General features: G+C 62.2%; 25 protein-coding genes. 7 read left to right on the top strand and 18 right to left on the bottom strand.

The features are described 5' to 3' along the window. Window positions 1-57 precede the first annotated feature (57 nt). Window positions 58-576 (top strand): nuclear transport factor 2 family protein, encoded by a 519-nt coding sequence (locus tag ACFI9K_RS08030; RefSeq protein WP_462663009.1) that lies wholly within the window; start codon window positions 58-60, stop codon window positions 574-576. Here the strand turns inward: ACFI9K_RS08030 and ACFI9K_RS08025 are convergent. The 8 genes from ACFI9K_RS08025 to ACFI9K_RS07990 form a co-directional block, all read right to left on the bottom strand. Beyond that, the gene (locus ACFI9K_RS08025; protein WP_462663008.1) at window positions 561-1,064 is read right to left on the bottom strand and encodes a pyridoxamine 5'-phosphate oxidase family protein; all 504 of its coding nucleotides are present in this window, start codon (window positions 1,062-1,064) and stop codon (window positions 561-563) included. The genes ACFI9K_RS08030 and ACFI9K_RS08025 overlap by 16 nt on opposite strands. Then, complete coding sequence (locus tag ACFI9K_RS08020) at window positions 1,061-1,516, bottom strand: nuclear transport factor 2 family protein (protein ID WP_462663007.1); 456 nt, start codon at window positions 1,514-1,516, stop codon at window positions 1,061-1,063. Before ACFI9K_RS08020 ends, ACFI9K_RS08025 begins: the two co-directional genes overlap by 4 nt. 10 nt (window positions 1,517-1,526) lie before the next feature. Next, the gene (locus ACFI9K_RS08015; protein ID WP_462663006.1) at window positions 1,527-2,366 is read right to left on the bottom strand and encodes a mycofactocin-coupled SDR family oxidoreductase; all 840 of its coding nucleotides are present in this window, start codon (window positions 2,364-2,366) and stop codon (window positions 1,527-1,529) included. Window positions 2,367-2,368: 2 nt separating this feature from the next. Continuing rightward, window positions 2,369-2,782: a MaoC family dehydratase gene (locus tag ACFI9K_RS08010; RefSeq protein WP_462663005.1), complete on the bottom strand. Its 414-nt coding sequence runs from the start codon at window positions 2,780-2,782 to the stop codon at window positions 2,369-2,371. Then, a complete protein-coding gene (locus ACFI9K_RS08005) occupies window positions 2,779-3,219 on the bottom strand; it encodes a hypothetical protein (protein WP_462663004.1) in 441 nt (146 codons plus the stop codon). Before ACFI9K_RS08005 ends, ACFI9K_RS08010 begins: the two co-directional genes overlap by 4 nt. Continuing rightward, on the bottom strand, window positions 3,216-4,772 hold the full coding sequence (locus ACFI9K_RS08000; protein WP_462663003.1) for a class I adenylate-forming enzyme family protein: 1,557 nt from the start codon (window positions 4,770-4,772) through the stop codon (window positions 3,216-3,218). The genes ACFI9K_RS08005 and ACFI9K_RS08000 overlap by 4 nt, the downstream gene beginning before the upstream one ends. 53 nt (window positions 4,773-4,825) lie before the next feature. Beyond that, complete coding sequence (locus ACFI9K_RS07995; RefSeq protein WP_462663002.1) at window positions 4,826-5,233, bottom strand: nuclear transport factor 2 family protein; 408 nt, start codon at window positions 5,231-5,233, stop codon at window positions 4,826-4,828. Between the two features lie 166 nt (window positions 5,234-5,399). Next, window positions 5,400-6,554 (bottom strand): acyl-CoA dehydrogenase family protein, encoded by a 1,155-nt coding sequence (locus ACFI9K_RS07990; RefSeq protein WP_462663001.1) that lies wholly within the window; start codon window positions 6,552-6,554, stop codon window positions 5,400-5,402. A gap of 71 nt (window positions 6,555-6,625) precedes the next feature. Between ACFI9K_RS07990 and ACFI9K_RS07985 the strand changes: the two genes are divergently transcribed. Continuing rightward, window positions 6,626-7,390 carry an SDR family NAD(P)-dependent oxidoreductase gene (locus tag ACFI9K_RS07985; RefSeq protein ID WP_462663000.1) on the top strand — a complete coding sequence of 255 codons (765 nt, stop codon included), beginning with the start codon at window positions 6,626-6,628 and terminating at the stop codon, window positions 7,388-7,390. 11 nt (window positions 7,391-7,401) lie between these two features. Here the strand turns inward: ACFI9K_RS07985 and ACFI9K_RS07980 are convergent, their stop codons facing one another. The 10 genes from ACFI9K_RS07980 to ACFI9K_RS07935 are packed head-to-tail and all read right to left on the bottom strand — an operon-like array spanning window position 7,402 to window position 18,127. After that, complete coding sequence (locus ACFI9K_RS07980) at window positions 7,402-8,193, bottom strand: SDR family NAD(P)-dependent oxidoreductase (protein WP_462662999.1); 792 nt, start codon at window positions 8,191-8,193, stop codon at window positions 7,402-7,404. A 6-nt stretch (window positions 8,194-8,199) separates the two neighbouring features. After that, complete coding sequence (locus ACFI9K_RS07975) at window positions 8,200-9,402, bottom strand: CaiB/BaiF CoA transferase family protein (RefSeq protein WP_462662998.1); 1,203 nt, start codon at window positions 9,400-9,402, stop codon at window positions 8,200-8,202. After that, on the bottom strand, window positions 9,402-10,874 hold the full coding sequence (locus ACFI9K_RS07970; protein WP_462662997.1) for an aldehyde dehydrogenase family protein: 1,473 nt from the start codon (window positions 10,872-10,874) through the stop codon (window positions 9,402-9,404). The genes ACFI9K_RS07975 and ACFI9K_RS07970 overlap by 1 nt, the downstream gene beginning before the upstream one ends. Window position 10,875: 1 nt before the next feature. Then, window positions 10,876-11,349: a MaoC family dehydratase gene (locus tag ACFI9K_RS07965; RefSeq protein WP_462662996.1), complete on the bottom strand. Its 474-nt coding sequence runs from the start codon at window positions 11,347-11,349 to the stop codon at window positions 10,876-10,878. Continuing rightward, complete coding sequence (locus ACFI9K_RS07960; protein ID WP_462662995.1) at window positions 11,346-12,236, bottom strand: HpcH/HpaI aldolase/citrate lyase family protein; 891 nt, start codon at window positions 12,234-12,236, stop codon at window positions 11,346-11,348. The genes ACFI9K_RS07965 and ACFI9K_RS07960 overlap by 4 nt, the downstream gene beginning before the upstream one ends. A gap of 11 nt (window positions 12,237-12,247) precedes the next feature. Beyond that, window positions 12,248-13,414, bottom strand: coding sequence for an acyl-CoA dehydrogenase family protein (locus ACFI9K_RS07955; RefSeq protein ID WP_462662994.1), 1,167 nt, complete (start codon window positions 13,412-13,414; stop codon window positions 12,248-12,250). A gap of 18 nt (window positions 13,415-13,432) precedes the next feature. Then, window positions 13,433-15,076, bottom strand: a complete 1,644-nt coding sequence (locus tag ACFI9K_RS07950; RefSeq protein ID WP_462662993.1) for an AMP-binding protein — start codon at window positions 15,074-15,076, stop codon at window positions 13,433-13,435. Continuing rightward, window positions 15,073-16,098 carry an LLM class flavin-dependent oxidoreductase gene (locus ACFI9K_RS07945; protein ID WP_462662992.1) on the bottom strand — a complete coding sequence of 342 codons (1,026 nt, stop codon included), beginning with the start codon at window positions 16,096-16,098 and terminating at the stop codon, window positions 15,073-15,075. The genes ACFI9K_RS07950 and ACFI9K_RS07945 overlap by 4 nt, the downstream gene beginning before the upstream one ends. 35 nt (window positions 16,099-16,133) lie before the next feature. Beyond that, entirely contained in the window at window positions 16,134-16,904 is a 771-nt protein-coding gene (locus tag ACFI9K_RS07940; RefSeq protein ID WP_462662991.1) for an SDR family NAD(P)-dependent oxidoreductase, read from the bottom strand. A 32-nt stretch (window positions 16,905-16,936) separates the two neighbouring features. Continuing rightward, window positions 16,937-18,127: an acyl-CoA dehydrogenase family protein gene (locus ACFI9K_RS07935; protein WP_462662990.1), complete on the bottom strand. Its 1,191-nt coding sequence runs from the start codon at window positions 18,125-18,127 to the stop codon at window positions 16,937-16,939. Between the two features lie 121 nt (window positions 18,128-18,248). Here ACFI9K_RS07935 and ACFI9K_RS07930 point away from each other — a divergent pair, with 121 nt between their 5' ends. The 5 genes from ACFI9K_RS07930 (at window position 18,249) to ACFI9K_RS07910 (ending at window position 23,382) form a co-directional block, all read left to right on the top strand. Next, on the top strand, window positions 18,249-19,415 hold the full coding sequence (locus ACFI9K_RS07930; RefSeq protein WP_462662989.1) for a thiolase family protein: 1,167 nt from the start codon (window positions 18,249-18,251) through the stop codon (window positions 19,413-19,415). Window positions 19,416-19,427: 12 nt separating this feature from the next. Next, a complete protein-coding gene (locus ACFI9K_RS07925; RefSeq protein ID WP_462662988.1) occupies window positions 19,428-20,192 on the top strand; it encodes an SDR family NAD(P)-dependent oxidoreductase in 765 nt (254 codons plus the stop codon). Beyond that, entirely contained in the window at window positions 20,189-20,962 is a 774-nt protein-coding gene (locus tag ACFI9K_RS07920; RefSeq protein WP_462662987.1) for a crotonase/enoyl-CoA hydratase family protein, read from the top strand. The genes ACFI9K_RS07925 and ACFI9K_RS07920 overlap by 4 nt, the downstream gene beginning before the upstream one ends. Before the next feature lie 390 nt (window positions 20,963-21,352). Then, on the top strand, window positions 21,353-21,904 hold the full coding sequence (locus ACFI9K_RS07915; RefSeq protein WP_462662986.1) for a TRAP transporter small permease: 552 nt from the start codon (window positions 21,353-21,355) through the stop codon (window positions 21,902-21,904). After that, window positions 21,901-23,382, top strand: a complete 1,482-nt coding sequence (locus ACFI9K_RS07910) for a TRAP transporter large permease (RefSeq protein WP_462662985.1) — start codon at window positions 21,901-21,903, stop codon at window positions 23,380-23,382. Before ACFI9K_RS07915 ends, ACFI9K_RS07910 begins: the two co-directional genes overlap by 4 nt. Window position 23,383 lies beyond the last annotated feature (1 nt).

The following is a 23,383-nucleotide window of genomic DNA, read 5'->3' as shown; positions in this document are numbered from 1 at the left end:
TGTGTGCTGGTACTCAGCGCACACGCACGTACGTGTCGTGCTGGAACGGACAACACCATGGAACCGTTGGACAGATTGATCGCCAAGGACGCTGTGCGAGACCTTGCCGGGGCCTACTCGATGGCCGTAGACGACCACGACATCGAGTCGGTACTCGAGATGTACGCACCGGACGCAACACTCACGATCGCGGGGAAGACTCTCACCGGTCGCGAGGAACTACGCACGTTCTACGTCGACAGTATGGATCGCTACACCACGATGCTCCATACGCCCGAGATCCACCTGATCACCGTCGACGATTCCAGGCACGCCACGGGCCGCATGACCGGGCATGCCGAGCTGGCTGTTCGAGACACGTTGATGATGAGCGCTTTCCGCTACGCAGATCGATATGTCAAGACCGATCGCTGGCGCTTTCAGCACCGCCGAGTGTCGTTCATGTACGCGGTTCCGTTCGAGGCCATGGGTGCGAGCTTTCGCACGGACCAGCGCATCCGGTGGCCGCAGACCAGGTACGCCGGCGCGGATTACCCCGAATCCTCGCCGACCTGGTCCACCTACCGAGACCGGTAACCGCCCCGCCCGTCGCCGGGCATCCTGGTCGAATCATGGCTCACCGCAACACGAACCGTTTCGACCTCTATGACGACGCGTTTCGGACTGTCCAGCAATGTCGCAAAGGCATCCGGATCCGCAGGCGCGAGATGGCGCGAGAACTCCGGGTAGAACCACGCCTTCACAGTCTCGTCGGAATGCACAGTCGCGGTGCCGCGAACGGACAACATCTGCCGCCCCGGCAACGTCGTGCCTGCATTGGAGATCACCAGCGTCACCCGAGGGTCACGGACCGCGGCCCGCACGTGGGCGCGGCCCGCCGCCGCCGTCAACCAGAAGCGATCACGAGTGAAGAGGTAGCTCATGACGACGCCCGCCGGCCACCCGGCCTCGGTGGTGAACGCGAACGTGCATTCGGTCTGCGTCGAGATCAACGTCGAGCGCCCCTCGGCCGTCGCCCGGACCGACTCGAGATTCTCGTTGTCGTCGATCCCCACCCGGCTCACGAAGAGGCGGAACCGTACGGGACGAACGCCGACGTCGCGACAGGCAAGGCCATCACCCGGTCGACCAGAATGCGCTTGTGCGCCAATTTGAGCTCCCCGTCCACCTCGACCAAGGAGTCCGAGTATCGACCGAAGATGCGGGAGGTGCTGTCGGCATTGAACAGGGTGGCCTCGAAATACGCATCGATGCGAACGCCGCCGCCATCCTCGGTCACCACCGTGTTGGTCACGGCGTGCCGCGAGACCTCGGTGTCGGACGCCGCGAAGGCCCGATAGATGTCGAGAAAATCTTCTATCCCCTGCTTCGTCTCCGTCGTCTGCGTGACGCTGATGTCCTCCATGGCGAGACCGCGAAGGGTGTCGAGATCGCCCGCATCGGCGGCCCAGGCGTACCGGTAGAGAGCCTGCTGTGCACGGTGGGCAAGGTCCTGGGTAGCGAGAGTGGTTGTCATGATGGTCCTTTCACTTGACGTAAGCGCCCGCATCGACGGGCAGGGTGACTCCGGTGACGTAACGGCCCTCGTCGCTGGAGAGGTAGAGCACGGCATTACTGATGTCGACGGACTCGATCCACGGCACCGGAAGTGTGTTGAGCGACGCGAACCCCGACATTGCCTTCTCCTGCGTGGGCTCCGGATCGCCCGGCGCGAACATGGAATAGGTGCCAGGGTTTTGGATCATGATGGTGTCGACATTCGTCGGATGGACGGTGTTCACCCGAATCTTGTACTGGCCCAGCTCATTGGCCATCGTGCGCATCAACCCGACAATGCCGTGTTTCGCGGCCACGTAATGCCCTACGTGCTGGATGCCCTTGAGTCCGCCGATCGAGCTGGTGAACACGATCGATCCGCCGCGGCCCGCCTCGATCAGTGCCGGGATGGCAACCTTCGCGGTATGGAAGACGCCCGTGAGGTTGACGTCGATCATGTCCTTCCACTGTTGAGTCGTCAGCTCCCAGGAGAGCCCGTACGTTGCGATTCCGGCGTTGGCAACGACGATGTCGATGCGGCCGAGTTCGGCGACGCCCTCGTCGAAGACTGCTTGCAGCTGCTCCAGATCACGCACATCGGCGCGTCGGGCGAAGATGCGTCGATCGAGAGCCTCGACCTGCTTCACCGTTTCGGCCAACTCGTCCTCGGTGGCGAGGGGGTAGAACGGGGTGACGGTGTCGATGTTCTCGCAGATGTCGACGGCAATGATGTCAGCGCCTTCCTGCGCCAATCTGATTGCGTGGCTTCGCCCCTGGCCGCGAGCGGCTCCGGTGATGAATGCAACTTTTCCTTCTAGGCGGCCTGGCATGGTCACTCCTTATCGATTGTTACGGTCCCGGTGCCGGTCAGCACTTGGGCACCGTCGATCACGGTCAGCGTCAGCGAGCACTCCACCGCGAAAGAGTCCGAGAATTCGCGGACTGCGGTGACGACCCCGCCCGCTTCGAGTCGGTCGCCCTCGAATACGTTTCCGAGGAAACGGAATCGGTAGTGGGCTATTCGGTCGACGCCGCCGGCCCAGGACCCCAGCATCGACAGCACGTAGGCCATGTTCGACGGACCCTGGTTGACGGTCTTGTCCCCCATGCCGAGTTCGGTGACTGCAGTGCGGTCGAAGTGAATCGGGTTGGGATCGCGCATCAGCGCCGAGAGCAACTTCATCTTCTCTGGATCGACTCCGTCGATGATTCGCGACGGAAGCACCTGTCCTACTTCGGGACTCATGCGGCCTGCTCTCGACGCGGGAAAACGATCGAGTTGGTGGTGGAGGCCACGAGCGTATCCGCGGCATCATGGATGTCCAATCGATATCCGACGATGTCGAACACTCCGGTTTTCTTACCGGTCTTCCGCGCGGCGGAGACGATCTCGCCGGTCACCGTGTACGTGGAACCGGTCCGCAATGGTATGTGGACGACGGTGTCGGTCTCGCCGAACATCGGACCGTCTGCGTCGGTCGCGGAGAACACCGCGAACAGTTCGTCCCACGTCCACCCCATCGATCCGGTGGCGACCAAAAACACGAAGGTCGGGTGCGCCGCGCCGTCGTCGGCCGCGCACTCCATCGCATCGAGAACCAGGCCGACCCACCACTTCTCCAACGTTCGGGTGCCCCCCGGCATCCGGGTTCCGATCATTGCGTGTAGTTCTTCCTCGGTCATACGGTGCGACCTGCGGCCTCCCAGTAGGGCGTTCGCAGATCACGTTTCATGATCTTGCCGGTGGGCGCCTTGGGTAGGGCGGTTACGAAATCCACCGATCGCGGTTTCTGGTACGACGCCAAGTTCTGCTTCGCCACGTCGATGATCTCCTGCTCGGTGGCTTCCGTTCCAGGCTTGAGCACGACCACTGCTTTCACGGCCTCGCCCCATTCGTCGTCGGGGACCCCGATGACGGCGCATTCCAATACCGAGGGGTGTGCGCCGATGGCTTCCTCGACCTGCACACTGAAAATGTTTTCGCCGCCGGAGATGATCATGTCCTTCGCGCGGTCGACGATGTACACGTAGCGATCCTCATCCCAGGTTGCGATGTCGCCGGTCCACATCCAGCCGTCACGCAGCGTGTCCTTGGTGAGTTGGGGACGGTTCAGGTACCCGATCATGTTCGCTTCGGAGCGCACGACGATCTCGCCGGGCGTCTTGCCGTCCCGCGGAACTTCTTCACCGAAGGCGTCGACGACTCGGATGGTGGTGACGAACCCTTCACGGCCGCAGGACTTCAGGCGATGAACGTCGATACCTTTGACGGCGTTGAGATGGTCCTCTTGAGAAAGGAACGACATGGTCGTGCCCTCGGTTTGACCGTAGCCCTGAATCAGGGTGCATGGAAAAGAATCGAGCGCCGCCCGGACGATGGTCGACGGCATCGGGCCGCCTCCGTATTGAATGTTCCGCAGACTGGAGAGATCGTAGGACCCGAAATTCGGGACTGCCATCATCCAATTCAGCATGGTGGTGATGCCCAGGAACGCCGATACCTTCTCGGTCTCGATGATCTCGAGCGCCTGCTTCGCCTCGAAGTTCACCAGCACCACCGGGCAGCCGTGCTTCATGTAGTTCATCGACAGGACCACTGGGATGTGGTACATCTGCCCTGTCAGCATGTAGACATCGGTAGGAACGATGCGCTCTGCCACAGTCTGATTGAGCATTCCGTTTGCGGCACTGGTGTGGGTGTGGATCGCGCCCTTGGACTCACCCGTCGTGCCCCCGGTGTACAGAATGAAGAACGGATCGTCTCCCCCGACGGACGGCGTCCACATCGGCTCGTCAGCGCTCGACCGCGCAAGAAGCTCGTCGTAACTACCGTCGGAGTCGACGCCGAATTCGAGCCAATGATCGACATCGACCGAGCGCTGCAGTTCCTCCTTGGTCTCCGACCATTCCGAAGCAGTGATGATCACCTTGGGAGTCGCGTCCGCTATCAGACCCACGATTTGCTTGACACCGAGTCGCCAATTCAGCGGCTGCAGAACCAAACCGGCACGGCCGGCTGCAAAATACAGTTCCTGGAACTCGACACTGTTACGAGTCAACACCGCAACCCGGTCGCCCTTCTCGAGCCCGAGTCCTCGAAGACCGTTGGCGAGGCGTCGAACCCGCTCGTCGAGTTGGGAAAAGGTGATGCGCCGATCGTTCGGTACGTCGAACACTGCCTGCCGATCCGGCGTCAGTGCCGCCCATTTGGCGGGGATCAATCCCTGATTCTGCATCGAAGATTCCTAGGCTCGGTACGTCACGTGAGAATCGGTACGGCAGTTCCGGTTCAGTACGGCAGATCGAGAGCGATGTGGCGCTTTTCGATCAACCAAGTTCCGTCGACCTCGACGAATTCGTCCTCGTACTTTCCGGTGGAGAGCACGGTCAGCTTTCCGTCGGCGACAGAAATGATTGTCAGGTACGAGATCACGGTCGCGTGAGCAGCGTCGACGTCATCGATCAGGATGTTCGTCGTCAGGTGGCGGCGCTGGTCCGATTGCGAGTGAGCAGAGCCGTTCATCAACTCCATGATCGCGTCGATTCCGTCGAAGGGGCCGATCGGATCTCCGTCGGCGATCTTCATGGTCAGAACGGCATCCTTGGTGAACGAGGCAACGATCATCTCGGGATGGTGATCGTCATAACCGAGGCCGTAGCGGCTGAGTGTGTTCTCGATTCCGGGGCGTGACGACATGAGATTTCTCCTCGAGGCAGGCGTGACGGTGATCACAACAAGGCCAATCATAATCATGAATCATGTTGCGTCAAGGGCGATTTCAACGCCATCAGCACTTGCCGGTGCACGACGAATCCCGCCCGGTGTCAAGCTTTACCGGACGGGAATCGTGCTGGGGCGATCTCTAGAGTGTGCCGTCCTTGACGAGTTGCTTCGCCAGGGAGTCGAGGATGACCTCGGTCGAGCCCTCGTAGATCCGCATGGGTCGGGCCTCGCGGTACAGACGCTCGATGGTGCTGCCACGGGAGATTCCGTAGCGACCCATCACCTGCACTGCGCGATCCACGACCCGGCCGGCGACCTCCGTCGCTGCGACCTTCGCCATCGAGGACAAGTGCAGATTGGCGCGCGCATCACGGGCAGAGGCCGCGGCCGCACGATAGGTCAGCGAGCGAGCCATTTCGATGTCGGTCCAGCACATGGCCAAATGTTCTGGCACTGAACCGAGCCGAGAGAGGCTGACGCCGAACTGTTCTCGGCCGTTCGCATGCCGCACGGCCTCCTTCAGTGCGGCCTCGGCAAGGCCGACTGCCGCTCCGGCAACCGACACGCGGAAGGTCGCCAGAGTGGCCAGAACCAACGAAAAACCTTTGCCCTGCAGTCCGATCCGGTGATCCAGCGGAACCCTGACATCTTTCAGGATCACGTCACCGAGCACATGTGGCGCGATGATCTGATGCGGCCGTTCGGTATTGACGCCCGGCGTGTCCGCCGGAATGAGCACGAGCGAGTAACCGTCGCCCTCGCGTCCGAGGATGCTGTAAAAATCTGCGTCGCCACCATTGGTGATGAACGATTTGTGCCCGTTCACCACTAGCTGGCCGTCGATCTCCTCGATGGATGTGGTCAGTGCTTTCAGATCCGAGCCGACATCGGGCTCGGTGAGGCCCAGTGCAGCGATCGCGTCGAGGTTGGCCACGCGCGGGAGCCAGTACTCCTGCATCGCGGGACTGCCGCCGACCGACAAACCGTAGCTGCCGATTCCCTGCATCGCGAAGAGTGAATCGAGGTGCCCACACTCTGCCGCGAGGCGTTCACGAACAACTGTGACGGCCAGTGAGTCGACCTCGTCGAAGCGGCCGCCGAACCGAGACGGCACAGTCACCTCGGCCAGACCTGTCGCTTGTAGTCGCTTGCGTACGTCGACGTCGATACCATCCGACTCGTCGGCGCGCGCGGCTATGTCTCGGACCGATTCTGCCAGTGCGCGCGCTTCGGCCTGCAGTTCGAGATACTTCCTTGGGAGCTCGAACAGTCCCTGTTCCGATTCCGACACCATGTCTCCATTCGTCAATCTATGATTACCATACTAAGGAATTGCTCGACGTGGTCCGGATCCAGGAGAATCAGATGCCCCAGTTCGACGCCCCCTCCCAGTTCGATCTCAGCGGGCGCGTCGCCCTCGTCACCGGAGGTAGCCGCGGCCTCGGCAAGGCCATGGCTTTCGGCCTCGCGCAGGCGGGGGCCGACGTGATCATCGCAAGCCGTGACTTCGAATCCTGCCGAGTAACGGCCGAGGAAATCGAGAACTCGACAGGGCGTCGGGCATTCCCGATCGCAGCCCACGTCGGCAAATGGGACGCGCTCGATGCGCTCGTCGATGCCTCGTACGAACACTTCGGCAAAGTCGATATCCTGATCAACAACGCGGGTATGTCCCCGCTGTACGACTCCGTGGACACCATTTCCGAGGCCCTGTTCGACAAGGTGCTCGGGGTCAACCTCAAAGGGCCCTTCCGCCTGGCCGCACTCGTCGGAACTCGAATGGCCCAAGGCGACGGCGGCTCGATCATCAATATTTCGAGCGCCGCATCGACCAAGCCCCGACCCGACGTGCTGCCCTACGCCGCGGCGAAAGCGGGTCTCAACGCCATCACCGCCGGCTTGGCCAAGACGTTCGGGCCCAGTGTGCGCACGAACGCGATCATGGCGGGGACGTTCCTCACCGATGTCTCCAATGCTTGGGACATGGAGGCGTTCGGTAAGCGCGCCGAAACCTTCGCCGCCAAGCGGGGCGGTGATCCCAACGAAATCGTCGGAGCTGCGCTGTATCTCGCCAGCGACGCCTCCAGCTACACCACTGGATCCATCATCACCGTCGACGGCGGAATGTAGGGCTTACCCGCTCAGGCGCGTAAACCTCGCCAGGCCATCGTTCCGCCGTCCACGGGAACATTGGTCCCGGTCATGAACGATGCCGCATCAGAGGCCAGGAAGCACGCAACACGCGCGACCTCCACCGGGTCACCGAGACGCGGGATCAGATGGGCACCGCTCATGTGGCGCTCCTGCTCCACCGGATCAGTGGCGGCATCGATGTGCCTCTGCGCCATGGCCGTTCGAAAACTTCCGGGGCTGAAACTGTTGCATCGAACCTCATCGGCAAGCGAGATCGCCGTCGTCCGCGTCAGCTGAATCACCGCGGCCTTGCTCACGGAATATGCCGGCGTCTTGTATCCCATCATTCCCGACACCGACGCAGCATTGACGATCGACGGACCGCGATCCGACGCTCGCAGATGTGGCGCAGCATATTTGGTTGCCAGCCACATCGACTTCACGTTGATGTTCATGACGGCGTCCCACACCTGTTCGGGGAGGTCTACGATATTCGCCTGCTCCCCCGGCACGAAGCCGGTATCGATGACGCCGACGTTGTTCACCAGCGTGTCGAGACCTCCTGCGGCAGCCACGGCGTCGGCGATCATTGCTCGCACCTGCTCGCCATCCGACATGTCCACTCTCAGTGCAACGACGTTCGCACCTGCCGCGGAGATCAGGGCTTCGGTCTCCGCGAGGGACTCGGGCGAGATGTCTGCGACGATGACAGTCTCGGCACCCTGCGCTGCTGCCTCGACAGCGATAGCACGTCCGATTCCCGAGCCGCCGCCTGTTACGAGCACTCTCTTGTTCTTCACACCTACCTACTTACTCACGATTCCTCGTCCTGCCAGATCTGCCAGTTCCTCTGCAGTCATGGACAATTCACGCGCCAGGATTTCGGCAGTGTGCTGACCGATTCCCGGCACGCCGTCGTACACCGGGCCGTCGTAGCTCTTCATGTGCAACACAGGCCCCGGCATGAGTACCTTGCCGAGGACGTCGTTGCCGGTGATCTCGACCAGAGTTCGTTCGAGGAAGTGCGGATCCTGTACCACATCGGAGGCGTCGTTGACGGCCGCGCTGACCACCTCGAATTTCTCGAGCGCAGCCAACACCTCGGCGCGAGGCATCGTTGCACACCAGTCGATGACCATCTTCTGGACATCGTCGTTGTTGCGCAGTCGGTCTGCGTTGGTCGCGTAGCGCGGATCCTCGATCACCTCGGGCATACCCATGGCTGCGAACAGCCGCGTGGCGATCGTCTGATTCGATGCGGCTATCGACAGGAATTTCCCGTCGGCTGCCTCGTAGATTCCACGAGGCGAGGCGGCTCCGGTCGAGTTTCCGATGCGCTGCTGGATCTCGCCGGTCGCGGTGTACTTGAGGAACATATCGCCGACGATGAACATCAGCGGCTCGTACAGCGCGACATCGACTTCCTCACCGAGACCGGTCCTCTCGCGCTTGAACAATGCCATCGCCACTCCCATCGCCGCGGACAATCCGGCGATCGAGTCGGCGAAGCCGAACGGCGGCGATGTCGGAGGCGATTCGGGCCATCCGTTGACGTTCGCGAAACCGCTGGCGGTCTCGGCAACCGTGCCGAAGCCAGGCAGTAGCCGGTTGGGTCCGGTCTGGCCGAACCCGGAGACGCGTGCAAGCACCAGACCCGGATTGATCCTGGAAAGTTCGTCGAAGCCGAGCCCCCAGGCCTCGAGCCTACCGGGACGGAAAGATTCGATGACGACGTCGGCACCGGCGATCAAGCGCTTGACCAGTTCTCGGCCTTCTTCGTCCCGCAGATCGATACCGACCGAACGCTTACCGGCATTGAGCCGCGAGAAGCCGAGCGAAAGGCCGTCCTTCTGCGGAATCCACTGCCGTGCATAGTCGCCCGACGCCGGGTCCTCGACCTTGATGACTTCTGCGCCGAAGTCACGGAGCATACGTCCTGTCGTCGGCGCGGCATACATGGTGCCGAGCTCGACCACCTTGATACCCGCGAGTGGGCCCTCGGTGCTCATCAGACCCTCCACTGAATGTGCTTGACCTCGAGGTATTCCTTCATTCCCCACTCGCCGAGTTCGCGGCCTACTCCCGACTTGCCGTAGCCACCGAACGGAGCGTCGGGACGCATCGACCCGCCGCCGTTGATCCAGACGGTTCCGGCGCGTACCTGCTCAGCGACGCGGCGCGCCTCGATCGGGTCGTCGCAGTACACGTTCGCCGCGAGGCCGTACGCGGTGTCGTTCGCCAAACGGATGGCCTCTTCGGTGTCCTTGAACGGAACGATGACGGCGACGGGTCCGAAAATCTCCTGCTGCACTGCGCGTGCACTGTGCGGGAGTCCGCCCAGCAGAACAGGATTGACGTACCAGCCCTTCTCCGGAAGCGGCTTGGTGACTTCGAGTAGCTTCGTCCCGCCCTCGGCCAACGAACCATCGATGAATCCATTGACGCGAGCCTGATGATCCGGCCGGATCATCGGTCCGATGTTGGTGGCCGGATCCCACGGATCTCCGACGACCATCTGGTCGAATGCCGACGCGCCGGCCTCGAGGAACTCCTCGTACACACTGTCGTGCACCAGTAGCCGCGCCAGTGCAGCGCAGCCTTGGCCGCCGTTGCGAGCCCAGCGCAAATGCATCTCCACGGCGATCTTCTTGACGTCGACGCCCTCGAGCACGATGTTCGGGGACTTGCCGCCGAGTTCGAGCGTGACACCGGCCAGGTTGGCCGAGGCCTGCTCCATGATCTTGGCTCCGACTCCGTCCGACCCGGTGAAGGAGACCCTGTCGACGCCGCGGTGCGAGGAAAGCTGCTGTCCCACATCGGCACCACCGACGATGACGTTCATGACGCCCGGCGGCAGCCCGGCTTCTTTGATGAGGTCCCCGAGAAACAGTGTTGTCAGCGGGGTTCGCGGCGACGGCAGCAGCACGACGGTGCAGCCGGCGGCCAGTGCTGCGCCGAACTTGAAGATCGCGAGATTGAGGGGATAGTTGTATCCGGTGATCGCAGCGACCACGCCCACAGGCTGATGCACTACATCGCTCATCGTCGGAACAGGCTTGTCGTAGCCACCCAGGTGGATGGTGCGGTCGGTCTTCGCAGCCTCCGCGGCCCACCGCAGGTGCTCATCGACGGCCATCTTCACCTGCAGATACGACGCCAGCGAGACGGGGCAGCCGACCTCGTTGACGATCGAGGGCAGCAGCCGATCAGCGGCCTTCTCGAGGGCATCCGCGAATCGGTGGATGTGTACCGAACGTTCCTCACCGCTGAGAGCCGCCCACCCGGGGAACGCCTTTCGTGCCGCAGCGACGGCATCGTCGACCTGGCTGCTCGACGCCCCTCCGACGGTAGCGATGACCTGTTCGGTAGCCGGATTGAAGACGTCCCAGCTTTCACCCTGCGGTTGTGCGTCGGTATCGCCGATCAGGAGCGTTCTGGTGCTGGGTACCCAATCCTGTCGAACTTCTGCTACTGCAGTCATGTCACGCTCCTTCGCTGGGGAAGTCCGCCGGGAGCTTGGCCATCAGGCCGACTCGCTCCAGAAGGCAGACGAGTTCGTCTCGCTGGTTGAATCCTCTGTGCTCGAACCACACGATGCCGGAGTCGTCACGGCTCTTGGATTCGCGCTTGTTCAGGATGGTGGTCTCGGCGCGCAGAGTATCGCCATGGAACACCGGGTTCGGGAACTTGACGCTGTCGTAGCCGAGGTTGCCGAGGGTGGTGCCCATCGTGAGTTCGGGAACGTGGAACGCACCGATGAGCGCAACGGTGAAGAGGCTGTTGAACACTCGTTGTCCGTGGATGGTGCCCTTGCAGAACTCGGCATCGAGATGCAGCGGTTGGATGTTCATCGTCAACGACGTGAACATGACGTTGTCCATCTCGGTCACGGTCCGGGTCATGGCGTGCTTGTAGTGTTTGCCGACCTCGAACTCCTCGAAATACAGACCTCTCACTTGCTACTCCTCTTCGTGATCGCCTCGGCGCGTTCGAGCCACTGAACCGCTTTGTCGTAATGTGCCCTGTCGATGTGCAGGCCGCGGTAACGCAGGGCACCGGTCCCCTGCACTTCTGCTTTCTCGTACGCCTCTGCCAGCCCGCGGTAGAACTCGATGTCCTGCTCGGACGGACTGAACACGTCGTTGACGGTCTCCACGTGCGAGGGATGAATCGCGATCATTCCGCGAAAGCCCAACTGCCGGCCTTTGACCGCGAATTCCCTCAGCCCGTCGAGGTTTTCGAGGTCCTCCCACAATCCGGTCAGTGCGTGAATGTTCGCTTCCCGGCATGCGAGAAGCACCCGACTCCGCAGGTACAGGGTCTCCAGACCCTCCGCCGTCCACTCGTAGCCGACCTCTCGCGCGATATCGGCATGCTCGGCGGACGGTCCGATCATGGCACCGACACGCGGCGAGGCCGTTGCAACCTCGAGGCAATTGTGAATGGCCTTCACCGTCTCGACAGGGACGATGTATTCGAGATCGTCCACCTTGTTGCGCGCCTCGAAGTGATCGAGCAGCGCGTCGTACTGCAGAACGTCGACGGCACTTTCGATCTTCGGCGCGAACACGCCTGTCAGACCGGGCACGACGACGGCCTCGAGGTCTGCGCCGGTGAGACGCGTCGCAAGTGGATTGACTCGGACGAACAGGCCGACATCGGAGTCGGTCTGCCGCACTCGTGCAATGGATTCGGCCACCGTGGCTCGGGCGGACTCCTTCTCGGCGACGGGCACCGAATCTTCCAGATCGAGAACGACGCAGTCCGCTCCCGACGCAACGGCCTTGTCGACCCAGCGCGGTCGGTGACCGGGCACGAACAGAATGGAACGGTACGGCTGCATGTCACTTCCCTTCAGTAGCTACGCGGCAGACCGAGGACGTGCTCGGCGGTGTAGTTGAGGACCATTTCCTGGCTGATCGGCGCGATCCGCATGAGGCGGGACTCTCGGAAGTACCGTTCGACATGAAACTCCTTGCCGAACCCGAATCCGCCGTGCACCTGTAGCGCGACGTCCGCGGCGAAGAATCCGGCTTCGGCGCACAAGTACTTGGCGGCGTTCGCCTCTCGGCCACAGGGCAAACCTGCGTCGACCAACCAGGCTGCCTTGTCGACCACGGCCGTCGCCGCGTCGAGCTTGATTCGTGCCTCGGCGAGTTGGAAGGAGATGCCCTGATTCTTGCCGATCGGCCGGCCGAAGACTTCACGTTCCTTGGCGTACTGGGTGCCGCGGCGAAGGGCCGCTTCGCCGATCCCCAAAGCCGCGTTCGCCGAGATCACACGCTCCGCGTTGAGACCGCCGAGGATGGTGCGGAAACCGTGGCCGACCTCGCCGACAACGTCCTCGTCGGCTACGAACAGCTCATCGATGAACAACTCGTTGGTGTCGACCGCGTTGCGACCCATCTTGGGAATCGGTCGGATCTGGACTTTGCTTCGGTCCATGTCGGCGAACAGTAATGTCATTCCGGCTGTGCGCTTCTCACCCTCGACACGCGGACTGGTTCGGCACAACAGAAGCATCTTTTCCGCTTCCTGCGCCTTGGTGATCCAGACCTTCTTGCCCGAGACCAGAAATCCGCCGTCGACCTTCTTGGCGAACGTCTTGATGTTGGTGGTATCGGTGCCGGCGTCGGGTTCGGTGACCGCGAAGGACGTGTGCAACTCACCGGTGACGACGCGAGGAAGGTACTTCTGCTTCATGGCGTCGCTGCCGTGATTGATGATGGGCTCGAAGCCGAAGATGCCGATGTGGACGGCACTGCAGCCACCCATCCCGGCACCGGATGCCGCGATCTCGCGTTCGACGATGGCCGCCTCGGTCACCCCGAGCCCGCCGCCCCCGTAGTGTTCGGGGACGGTCAATCCCAGCCAACCGCCCTCGGCCACAGCGTTGTAGAAGTCCCAGGGGAACTCGTGGCTGTCGTCGTGTTCCATCCAGTAGTCGTCGGGAAACGCCTTGCACAGCGTCTTGACGGCCGCTTTGATGTCATCGTGTGTCGGGTCGCTCGAGTAGTCCATTTTCCTTGCCCTCCAGCTTCAGACGACCGGCACCGAGGTGCGATCGAACGTGTCAACGGTGATGCCCTCGTCGCGCAGAACTGCCTTACGCACCTTCTCCGAGGGTGTTTTCGGAAGCGCGTCGAGGAATCGCACGTATCGCGGCGTGGCGAACGCTGGGATCTTCCCTGCACACCAGTCGAGAATCTCTGCAGCATCGGCTTTTTCACTGACCACGACGGCGGCCAGCACCTCGTCCTCACCGGCTTCGACGTCCGCGGGTACACCGATGACAGCACATTCCACCACGGACGGATGCCCGAGCACGGCCTGCTCGACCTCGTAGGAACTGATGTTCTCTCCGCGCCTGCGTAATGCGTCCTTGTAGCGGTCTACGAAGTAGAACCAGCCGTCCTCGTCTTTTCGCAGTGCATCGCCGGTGTGGAACCACAGGTTCCGCCACGCTTCGAGGGTCTTCTCCGGCATGCCGTAGTAGCCCATGCTGCACGTCCACGGTTGAAGTGGACGTACGACGAGTTCGCCGACCTCACCGACCGGCACTTCGCGATCGGTTTCGGGGTCCACGAGTCGGATGTCGAACCAGTCCGATGCGACCTTGCCCGCCGCGCCGGGGGGGATCTTCTCGCCGTAGGGCGTGAGGATCGGGGCCGAGGTCTCGGTGAGACCGAATGCGTTGACGAAGGCCTCGATGCCGTACCGGGCCTTGAACTCGTCGACGACCGTGTCTGCAATCGGCGCTGCGTAGACCGCGCGAAGCGAGTTGTCGAGATCGTCGTCCCGCGGGGCCTGCTTCCACGCGAAGTCCATCATGACGCCGACGAAATTGGTGACCGTGACGGCCGAAGCGCGAACCATATCGATCCAGCGACTGGCACTGAACTTCGAGTGCACCACTGCGCTGGCCCCGGCGACCAGGGCGGGATAGACGGCCATGAACTGCGCGTTGCCGTGAAAGAGCGGAGTCGTGGTCATGTAGCGATCGGCAGGGGTCAGACGCGTCAGCGACACCACCTCCTGGGCGAAGAAATACAGCTGAGAATGCGGCATGGCCACACCCTTGGACGGGCCCGTCGTACCGGAGGTGAAGAAGATTGCGCCGAGGTCCTGGGCACGCGGTGCCTGCACTGTGACGGGAGATCCCGTCTCCAACTCGTCCCAGGTCGCTGCCGGCCAACCGTTGTCACGAAGAATCGCGATGGCCTTGTCGGCCGTTCCGGTATCGATGACCCAGAACTTCTCGATGCCCCGCGCATGCTCTGCGATGGAGACGAAGCGCTCGGCGAACGTGTCGTCGATGACCGCCCATCGCGCACCGACCGTGACGATCTGGTGGCGGAGAAACTCACCCTCGTAGTTGGTGTTGATCGGCACCTCGACGGTGCCTCCCACGGCCGCAGCGAACCAACTCCGCACCAGCCGTGACGAATTCACTGCCATGATCACCACGCGATCGCCCTGACGAGCGCCCGCCGCGTGCCATGATCCGGCGATACGCTCCGCCGAACCGAGCATCTCCGAATAGCTGAACTCGAGGCCTTCCTCCGGGGTGAGGAGAAACGGTGCATCCGGCGTTGCCGAGGCATGGGTACGCAGCACGTTGTTCAGCGTCCACCCTGCTGGATCGGAAAAGTTGGGGTGCAAGTCCTGATAGGTCTGTGTCACTTGAAGTCCCGGAACGGCTCGATCGCCAGCATCGACGGCACGACGTCCTTGCCCAGACGCTCTATGGCAGCGATGGTCTCGTCGCCGTCCATCGTCGGCCACTGCGGACGCAGCAACAGGGGATCGACGGGCAGGGTGGTGACGAGATCGGTGAGCTTGCCGACGACGTCGTCGGGGGTACCGACGATCACGTGGTCCGAGACGGACTCGGCGAACTGATTCGCCAGATCGCGACCGGCCATGACGTCGAGTCCCTTTGCGGCATAGGTCAAGTAGCGCCCCTGGGCAACACGCGCATACTCCACCATGGCTTCTTCCTTGCTGTCCGCGACGAGGACGTTGCGCCGCAGCGGTTGCGAGCCGAACTCCTTGCCGCGCGCTTCGAATAGATCCTTCACGACGCGGTAGCGCTCTTCGACCTCGTGTTTCGGGGTCTCCGGAGGAACCGCGTAGGCGTCGCCGTACTTACCAGCACGACGCACGCCGCCCATCGCGTGAGCTCCGATCCAGATAGGGACGTGCGGTTGCTGTACCGGAAACAGGTGCGGCTTGACGCCGTCGAGCTGAAAGTACTTGCCCTCGAAGGTGACCTCGTCCTGTGTCCACAGCTGCTTCATGACCTGAAGGCACTCGTCGAACCGACCGGCACGCTCCTTGTAGGGCACCTGCAGGTAGTCGAATTCTTCGGGCCGGTAACCCAATCCGGCACCGAAGATGAGCCGACCCTCGGTGACTACGTCGAGCGTCGCGATCTCTTCGGCGAGCATCACGGGGTGGTAGAGCGGCGCAATCATGATCTGCGTGACGAGTTTGGTCGTAGGAGCCACGTGCGCCGCAAGCCGAGCCAACAGCGGGACCGGCTGGAGCCAGCGCAGATCTCCGTAGAGGAAGTGCTGGCCGATCGCGATGTAGTTGAATCCATTGTCCTCCGCTGTCTCGACTATCCGGAGGATGTCCTTGAACTGCTGCGCCGGCGTCACCGACTTCGGCACGTCGCTGAGCAGTAAGCCGACCTGAACCATGTTCGATCCCTTCGAGAAGTGTGGGGTGTACGTGCTTACTGAGCGGTGAGGCCGCCGTCGACAGGAATGGTGACCCCCGTGATGTAGCTGGCATCGTCGCTGTTGAGGAAGGCGATCACCGACGCGATCTCCTCGGGCTCGGCACCACGGCCGAGGGGAATCGTCGCGACGAAATCCGCCGCCAGGGCAGAGACGTCCGAGCCGGGCTCGCGGCCGAAGAACTGCGCAAGCATCGGAGTCTTGACCTGACCGGGGCAGATGACGTTGACGCGGATTCCGTCCTTGGCTCCGTTGAGCGCCAGGGACCGGCCGAACGGCACGAGCGCGCCCTTCGTCATGGAGTAGATCGGACTGAACGGCGACCCGATGAGTGCCGACGTGGACGAGGTCAGCGTGACCGATCCCTTTCCTCCGGCCTTCTTGAGCAGCTCGAAGCCGAGCGTCGTCGAGTAGTAGGCACTCTTGACGTTGACGTCGATATTCTTCTGCCACGCCGCGTCGTCCACGTCGAGACCCCCGGGACCGGGCATGCCGACCTGAGCGTGAAGGGCGTGCAGAACGCCTTTCTCCTCGTCGATTTTCGCGAACAACGCACGGAGATCGTCGTTGTTCGTTGCGTCGACGGTCACGGCTGTGGCCTGACCACCCGCAGCGTCGATCTCGGCCGCAACCTTCGACGCGGACTCCTCGCTCAGATCGGTGACGTAAACGAATGCACCTTCGGACGCGAGACGGTGACTGATTGCTCGGCCCATTCCGGACCCCCCGCCGATGACGGCGGCGATGCGGCCTTCGTAGCGCTGCATGTGTGATGCTCCTTCTCGAGTGGCGGGGCTGTTCATGCGCGTTGATCGAACGAACGTCCCAGTAATTCGGAGACTATTCGAGTTCGTTGCATTGTCGGGGTACCACCGGCAAGAGCCCATCCGTGTGCGTCGCGGTGCATACGCTCGATGCCGAACTCCTCGGTGTAACCGTTCCCGCCGTGCAGCTCCATAGCGAGATCGGTTACCTTCTTGGCCATTTCGTTCGCGGTGCACTTGGCAAGCGAGACGTGCAGCGAGTTGGGAAGCTGCTCTCCATCGGTCACCGACGCAGCAGCTCTCTGCAACAACAGTCTGGCGGCATCCACCTGCAGTGCCATATCGGCGATGGTCATCTGGACCGCTTGAAACTCGATCAACGGCTTGCCGAACTGCGTCCGCTCCTGCACGTAACGAATGGAAAGGTCGAGAGCTGCCTGCCCCAGGGCGAGGCTCATCGTCGAGTTACCGAGTCTTTCGATGGAAAACGCGGTGAACAACTTCCGGAAGCCGCCGGGCCGCACGACGATGTTCTCCTTCGGAACCACAACGTCGTCGAAGTAGATGTCGGCGGAGGGAATGCCCCGAAAGCCCATCAGCTTCTCGCGCGCCCCGTAACTGACACCCTCTCGGTTCGCCTCCACGAGGACTGCGCCGATGCCCTTGGCACCCGGGGCATCGCTCATCCGTGAGTACACGAGGTAGACGTCGGCCTCGGACCCGTTGGAGATCCAGCGCTTGTTCCCCGTTACGCGAATGGTGTCGCCGTCGACGGTTGCCTTGGTGGTCATATCGGTAGCGGCGGAACCGGCGTCGGGTTCGGAGATCGCGACCGCCATGGTGATGTCTCCGGCGATGATGCCGGGAAGGAAACGCTCTCGCTGCTCCTCGGTCCCGATGCGCGCGATGACCTGAGCTGGACCCGTGTTTGCCTCGAATATCTGGAATGCCGCCGGCCTGCAGTGGTAAGCGAACTCTTCGATGACGTTGAGCGCCTGTTGAAGGGGTGCTCCTCCTCCTCCGAAGCGCTCCGGAAGGGCGATGCCGAGGAACCCGAGCGAGCCGAGGAACTTTCGCTCCTCCAGCGGGAAGGCAGTTCTGTCTGCATCCCACTGGGCAGCCTTGGGCGCATAGCGCTCGGTGGCGACCTTCGCAGCCACCTCTTTGATGGCGCGCTCGTCGTCGGTCAGTGTGCTGGCGGACATAGCCACCCCTTTCATGCTCATGATTATACTAATCCGATGTGACCTACGGTACAAGAATCTCCACAGGTTCCGCTAGGTTCATGCTAAACATAATCATGAATGCAACGCCACGTTTCCAATAACCTGCCCCAGGAGGGTTTTCATGACTCGTGCGGTCATCGTCGACGCCGTTCGCTCGCCCATGGCGAAGGGCAAGCTCGGCGGAGGGTTGTCCCACCTGCACCCGGCGGACCTGCTCGGTCGAGTGCTGCGTCAGTTGGTGGATCGCTCTGCCCTGGACGCAGGACTCGTCGACGACGTCATCATCGGATGCGTCGGCGGCAATGGCGAACAATCCTCCACCCCCGGTCGTCAGGCCGTGCTCGCTGCGGGCTTCCCAGTGCACGTTCCGTCGGTGACGGTCGAGCGCAAATGTGGCTCGGGCCAGCAGGCAATCGACTTCGCCGCCCAAGGCGTCGCGGCCGGGGCATACGACATCGTCCTTGCCGGTGGTGTCGAATCGATGAGTCGCGTTCCGATGGGTAGTGCGCGCGGAGATGCCGACCCTTTCGGTGCCGGTGTGCGCGAGCGCTTTCCCACCCTTGTCCCTCAGGGGATTTCCGCGGAACTTGTTGCTCAGAAGTGGGGAATTACGCGTGCGCAGCTCGACGACTACTCGGCTAGATCCCACGAACGCGCCTCCACCGCCCGGGACAGCGGCTGGTTCGACAACGAGATCGTGCCGGTCGGCGAGCTGACTTCGGACGAAACCATCAGGACGGGTACGACGACCGAAAAGCTCGGCGGACTGAAAGCAGTATTCGGAACCGAGGAACGACGCACTCAATTCCCGGATCTCGACTGGTCCGTCACCGCGGGCAATGCCTCCCAGATCACCGACGGCGCAGCCGCCCTGCTTCTCATGAGCGAAGAACGCGCGCTCGAGCTGGGGCTGCGCCCGAGAGCCCGAATCATCGCCTCCGCAGTGATCGGCGACGATCCACTGCTCATGCTGACCGGTCCAATCCCCGCTACCGAGAAGGTATTGAAGAAGGCGGGCCTGACTCTCTCCGACATCTCGGCCTTCGAGGTCAACGAGGCCTTTGCTTCGGTGCCGCTGGCGTGGGCCAAGGAACTCGGCGTCGACGAAGAGTCGGTGAATCCAGTGGGCGGGGCCATTGCCCTCGGGCATCCCCTCGGCGCGTCGGGCGCTCGATTGATGACCACGATGATCAACCATCTCGAACGCATCGGCGGCCGCTACGGCCTGCAGACCATGTGCGAGGCCGGCGGAATGGCCAACGCAACCATCATCGAAATTCTGAAGTAAGGAACAGGTTTCATGGACCTCACCAATTCCTCCGCCGTCGTCACCGGCGGTGCCTCGGGACTCGGACTCGCAACGGTGAAGCGTTTCGTGGCCGCAGGCGTGAACACTGTCATCGTCGACCTCCCACAGTCGGCCGGTAAGGACGTCGCTGGCGAGCTCGGCGACCTCGTGCAGTTCGGACCGGCCGATGTCGCCGATCCCGATGCCGTCGACGCCGCGCTCGACCTTGCCGAGTCGCGGGCTCCCCTGCGCTCGGTAGTGCACTGCGCAGGCCGCGGCGGCACCGTCAGGGTGGTCGAAAAAGATGGAACTCCAGGCTCTTTGGAGCTCTACACCTCGCTGATCCAAACCAATCTGATCGGCAGCTTCAACGTTCTACGGCTCGCGGCCGCCCGTATGGTCCGCAACGAACCCGTCGATGGCGAACGCGGAGTTGTGATCATGACCGCGTCCGTCGCCGCCTGGGAAGGCCAGATCGGACAGATTCCCTACGCATCGGCCAAGGCAGGCGTCGTAGGGATGACGTTGGTGGCGGCCCGCGATCTGTCCCGAAAGCTGGTTCGCGTCAACAGTATTGCGCCCGGAATTTTCGATACTCCAATTCTGTCGCGCTTCTCGCAGGAAATTCGCGACGGCCTGGCCGCGCAGATTCCGCACCCCGCTCGCCTGGGCGACGCGGACGAGTACGCCAAACTTGCCCTTCACATGATCGACAACGCCATGATCAACGGTGAAGTCATCAGGCTCGACGGCGCAATCAGGATGGCACCGCGATGAGCGCACAGAATGCACCGGTTCGCGTGGAGCAGATCGACGGGGTGCAGGTCGTCACCATCACTCGTCCCGAGGTGCGCAACGCGATCGACACTGCCACCGCGCAGGCCATCGCCGATGCGATGGATGAGCTCGATGCTCGGAACGACCTCGTGGCCGGGGTCATCACCGGTGAAGGCAAAAGCTTCTGCACAGGAATGGATCTCAAAGCATTCCTCGCCGGTGAGAAGCCATCGATTCCCGGTCGCGGATTCGCAGGGGTAGCCGAGACACCCCCGGCGAAGCCGCTCATCGCGGCCGTCGAGGGTCATGCCATCGCTGGGGGTTTCGAGATCGTGCTGGCTTGCGATCTCGTAGTCGCTTCGGAGACTGCACTGTTCGGTCTCCCCGAGGTCAAGCGAGGCCTTCTCGCCGGCGGCGGCGGATTGTTGCGCCTTCCGCTGAGAGTTCCTCACGCCCTGGCCGTCGAATGGTCCTTGACCGGAGATTTCGTCAGCGCGCAGGAAGCCAAGGACGCCGGGTTGATCAACAGACTCACCGCCCCTGGCGAGGCCTTGGCCACGGCACTGGAACTGGCGAAGAAGATCGCCGCGAACGGCCCGCTCGCAGTCCGTGCCACGAAAGAGATCATCACCAAGGCGCGAGACTGGTCCAACGACGAGCAGTTCGCAGAGATGTGGAAGATCTACGAGCCGGTGCGGTCGTCCGAGGATGCACGTGAGGGTGCCTCAGCATTCAAGGAGAAGCGGACACCGGTCTGGAAGGGCCGGTGACCTGGCTGCCATCGTCACCGGTGCCGACAGCGGAAGCGGGAGAGCTGTAGCACTCGAACTGTCTTCCCACGGCGCAGCGGTGCCCTCGATAAATGTCGACGGCGACGCGGCCGAGGCGACGACCGCGCGAATGGCGACCGTCACGGTTTCTTGCACACTGTGCGGACGTGTCGACGCGCGGTGAGGTTGCCGACTACGTCGATGTCTACGTCGATGTCTACGTCGCTGCACTAGGCGTTCGAACGAGTCCTTCGACACCGCAGGCATCGCCGGCTACACGCCGCGGATATCGGGGCGTCAGGACAGTACCGAATGTCCGAATTGTATTGATTCGTATCATTAGTACGGATACGGTTGTGTGCATCACATCCAGCGATCGGAGACCCTCTGTTGAACACCCCGTTGTCCGACCGGATGTTCAAGTTCGTCGAAATCCCCGCAGTCGTCGGCCTAGTCGTAATGATGGTGCACACCGTCGCGAATGCTCTCTCGCGCACCATTTTCGGTGAGCCGATCGGCGGGACCTTGGAACGTGTTCAGTATTGGTACATGCCGCTGATAGTTTTGTTCGGTTTCGTCATTGCCATGCAACGCGGTGAGCACGTATGGGCCGACATGTTCTTCAGCAGATTCCCTCGTGCGTCCAAGCGATACGTCGCCTCGTCCGCCAGCATGATCTGCGCCGCAGTGTGCCTTTTGACGACGATCTACTCGTTCGGTCACGCACAACACAACCGGAAGATCGAGCTCACAGCAGGTTTGACGGATATCGCGGCGTGGCCACTGACCTATTTGGTTCCTCTGGCGTTCGGCGCCTTCGGAGTCCAGTATCTCGTGCTGGCGTCGCACCAGTTGCGGAACAGCGCGATCGATGACTCGGGGTCGACTGTGGCCGTCGAGACCGAATCCGACACCATCACCGAAAACGAGAAAGCACGATGACCGCCGTCGCCACGAAGGAAAACCCGAAGCCACTACCTGGACGAGTGCGTGCGGACAAGTTCCCCACCGGTGCATTCACACTCACGGCATTTACTGTTGCCGCTGTGGGATCCGCTACCGGGATGTTCCTCGGTGGATCGAAGGAAACGATCGGCATCCTGTCCATCGTCTTGTTGCTGAGTCTGATCTTCCTGCGGATGCATATCGGCTTCGCTCTGCTGATTTCAGCGCTTCTGGGCCTGTGGGCGCTGCGCGACTTCGGTGTCGTCACGAGCACAGTCAGCAAGTTGCCGTATCACAATGTGGCGCAGTGGACCTTGAGCGTCATCCCGATGTTCGTCTTCATGGGCCTTCTCCTGTGGCGCTCCGGAGTCACCGAGAAGTTGTATGACGTTGCCCGCACGTGGCTCGGCTGGATGCCGGGAGGGCTGGCCGTCGGAACCAACATTGCCGGTGCCGGACTCGCCTCGGTCAGCGGATCGACCGTCGGCACCACCTACGCACTCGCGCGTATCGGTATCCCCGAGATGCTCCGCGCCGGATACGACAAGCGCTTGGCGATCGGATCCGTCATGGCTGCGGGCTTGCCCGGTCAGCTGATACCGCCGTCCATCACCCTGGTCGTGTTCGCTGGTATTGCCGAAGTTCCCGTCGGCGAGCAACTCCTCGCCGGCGTAGGACCGGGCGTAGCCGTAGCCGCTCTGTTCTCCTTGGCACTGATGATCGCGGCCACCGTCGTGAAGCCAGAGACACCCGAGAAATCGCAGGCACTTCTCGAGAAGTCGGCGGCGAAGTGGCGAGCGCTGGCATCCATCTGGCCCGTTCCCGTGCTGGTCCTGGTGGTAGTGGTCGGGATGTTCTCCGGGCTATTCACCGCCACCGAAGCCGGCGCGGCCGCTGCGATGGTAGCTCTGGTTGTTGCGCTGGTCGCGCGCAGACGAGACCGCCCCTGGTCTGCAGTCAGCGACGCCGCAGTGAGCGCTGTTGCCAGCACCGGTTCCATCTTCCTGATGCTGCTCGGTGCCACTGCACTGTCGCGAATGCTGCCCCTGACGGGCCTGACAACAGGTTTCACCGATTGGACAGTCAACCTGGGACTATCGACGTGGCAGTTCCTGGCACTGATGACCGTGGTCTACCTCATCATGGGAATGTTCCTCGATGCGCTCGCAATGATGCTGCTGACGGTCCCGCTGCTGATCCCGACGCTGGCCTACCTCGACATTTCGCTCCTGTGGTTCGGCGTCTTCGTGGTTTTCATGGGAGAACTCGCGGTCATCACTCCACCGGTCGGGATCTTGTCCTACATCGTTCACGGTGTCGCTCAGGATCCAGAGGTCAACTTGGGCAACAAGATCAGTCTGCGCGACGTATTCGCCAGTGTCGCATGGGTAATCCCTATCGCCCTGTTGTTCGTCGTCCTCCTGGTGATGTTCCCGGAAATCGCCACTTATATTCCGAGCCAGATGGGCGGGTAGT

The sequence above is a fragment of the Rhodococcus sp. PSi06 genome, from assembly GCF_054960675.1.
Note: the sequence above shows the minus strand (reverse complement) of the source record. Positions and strands in the feature narration are given on the sequence as shown.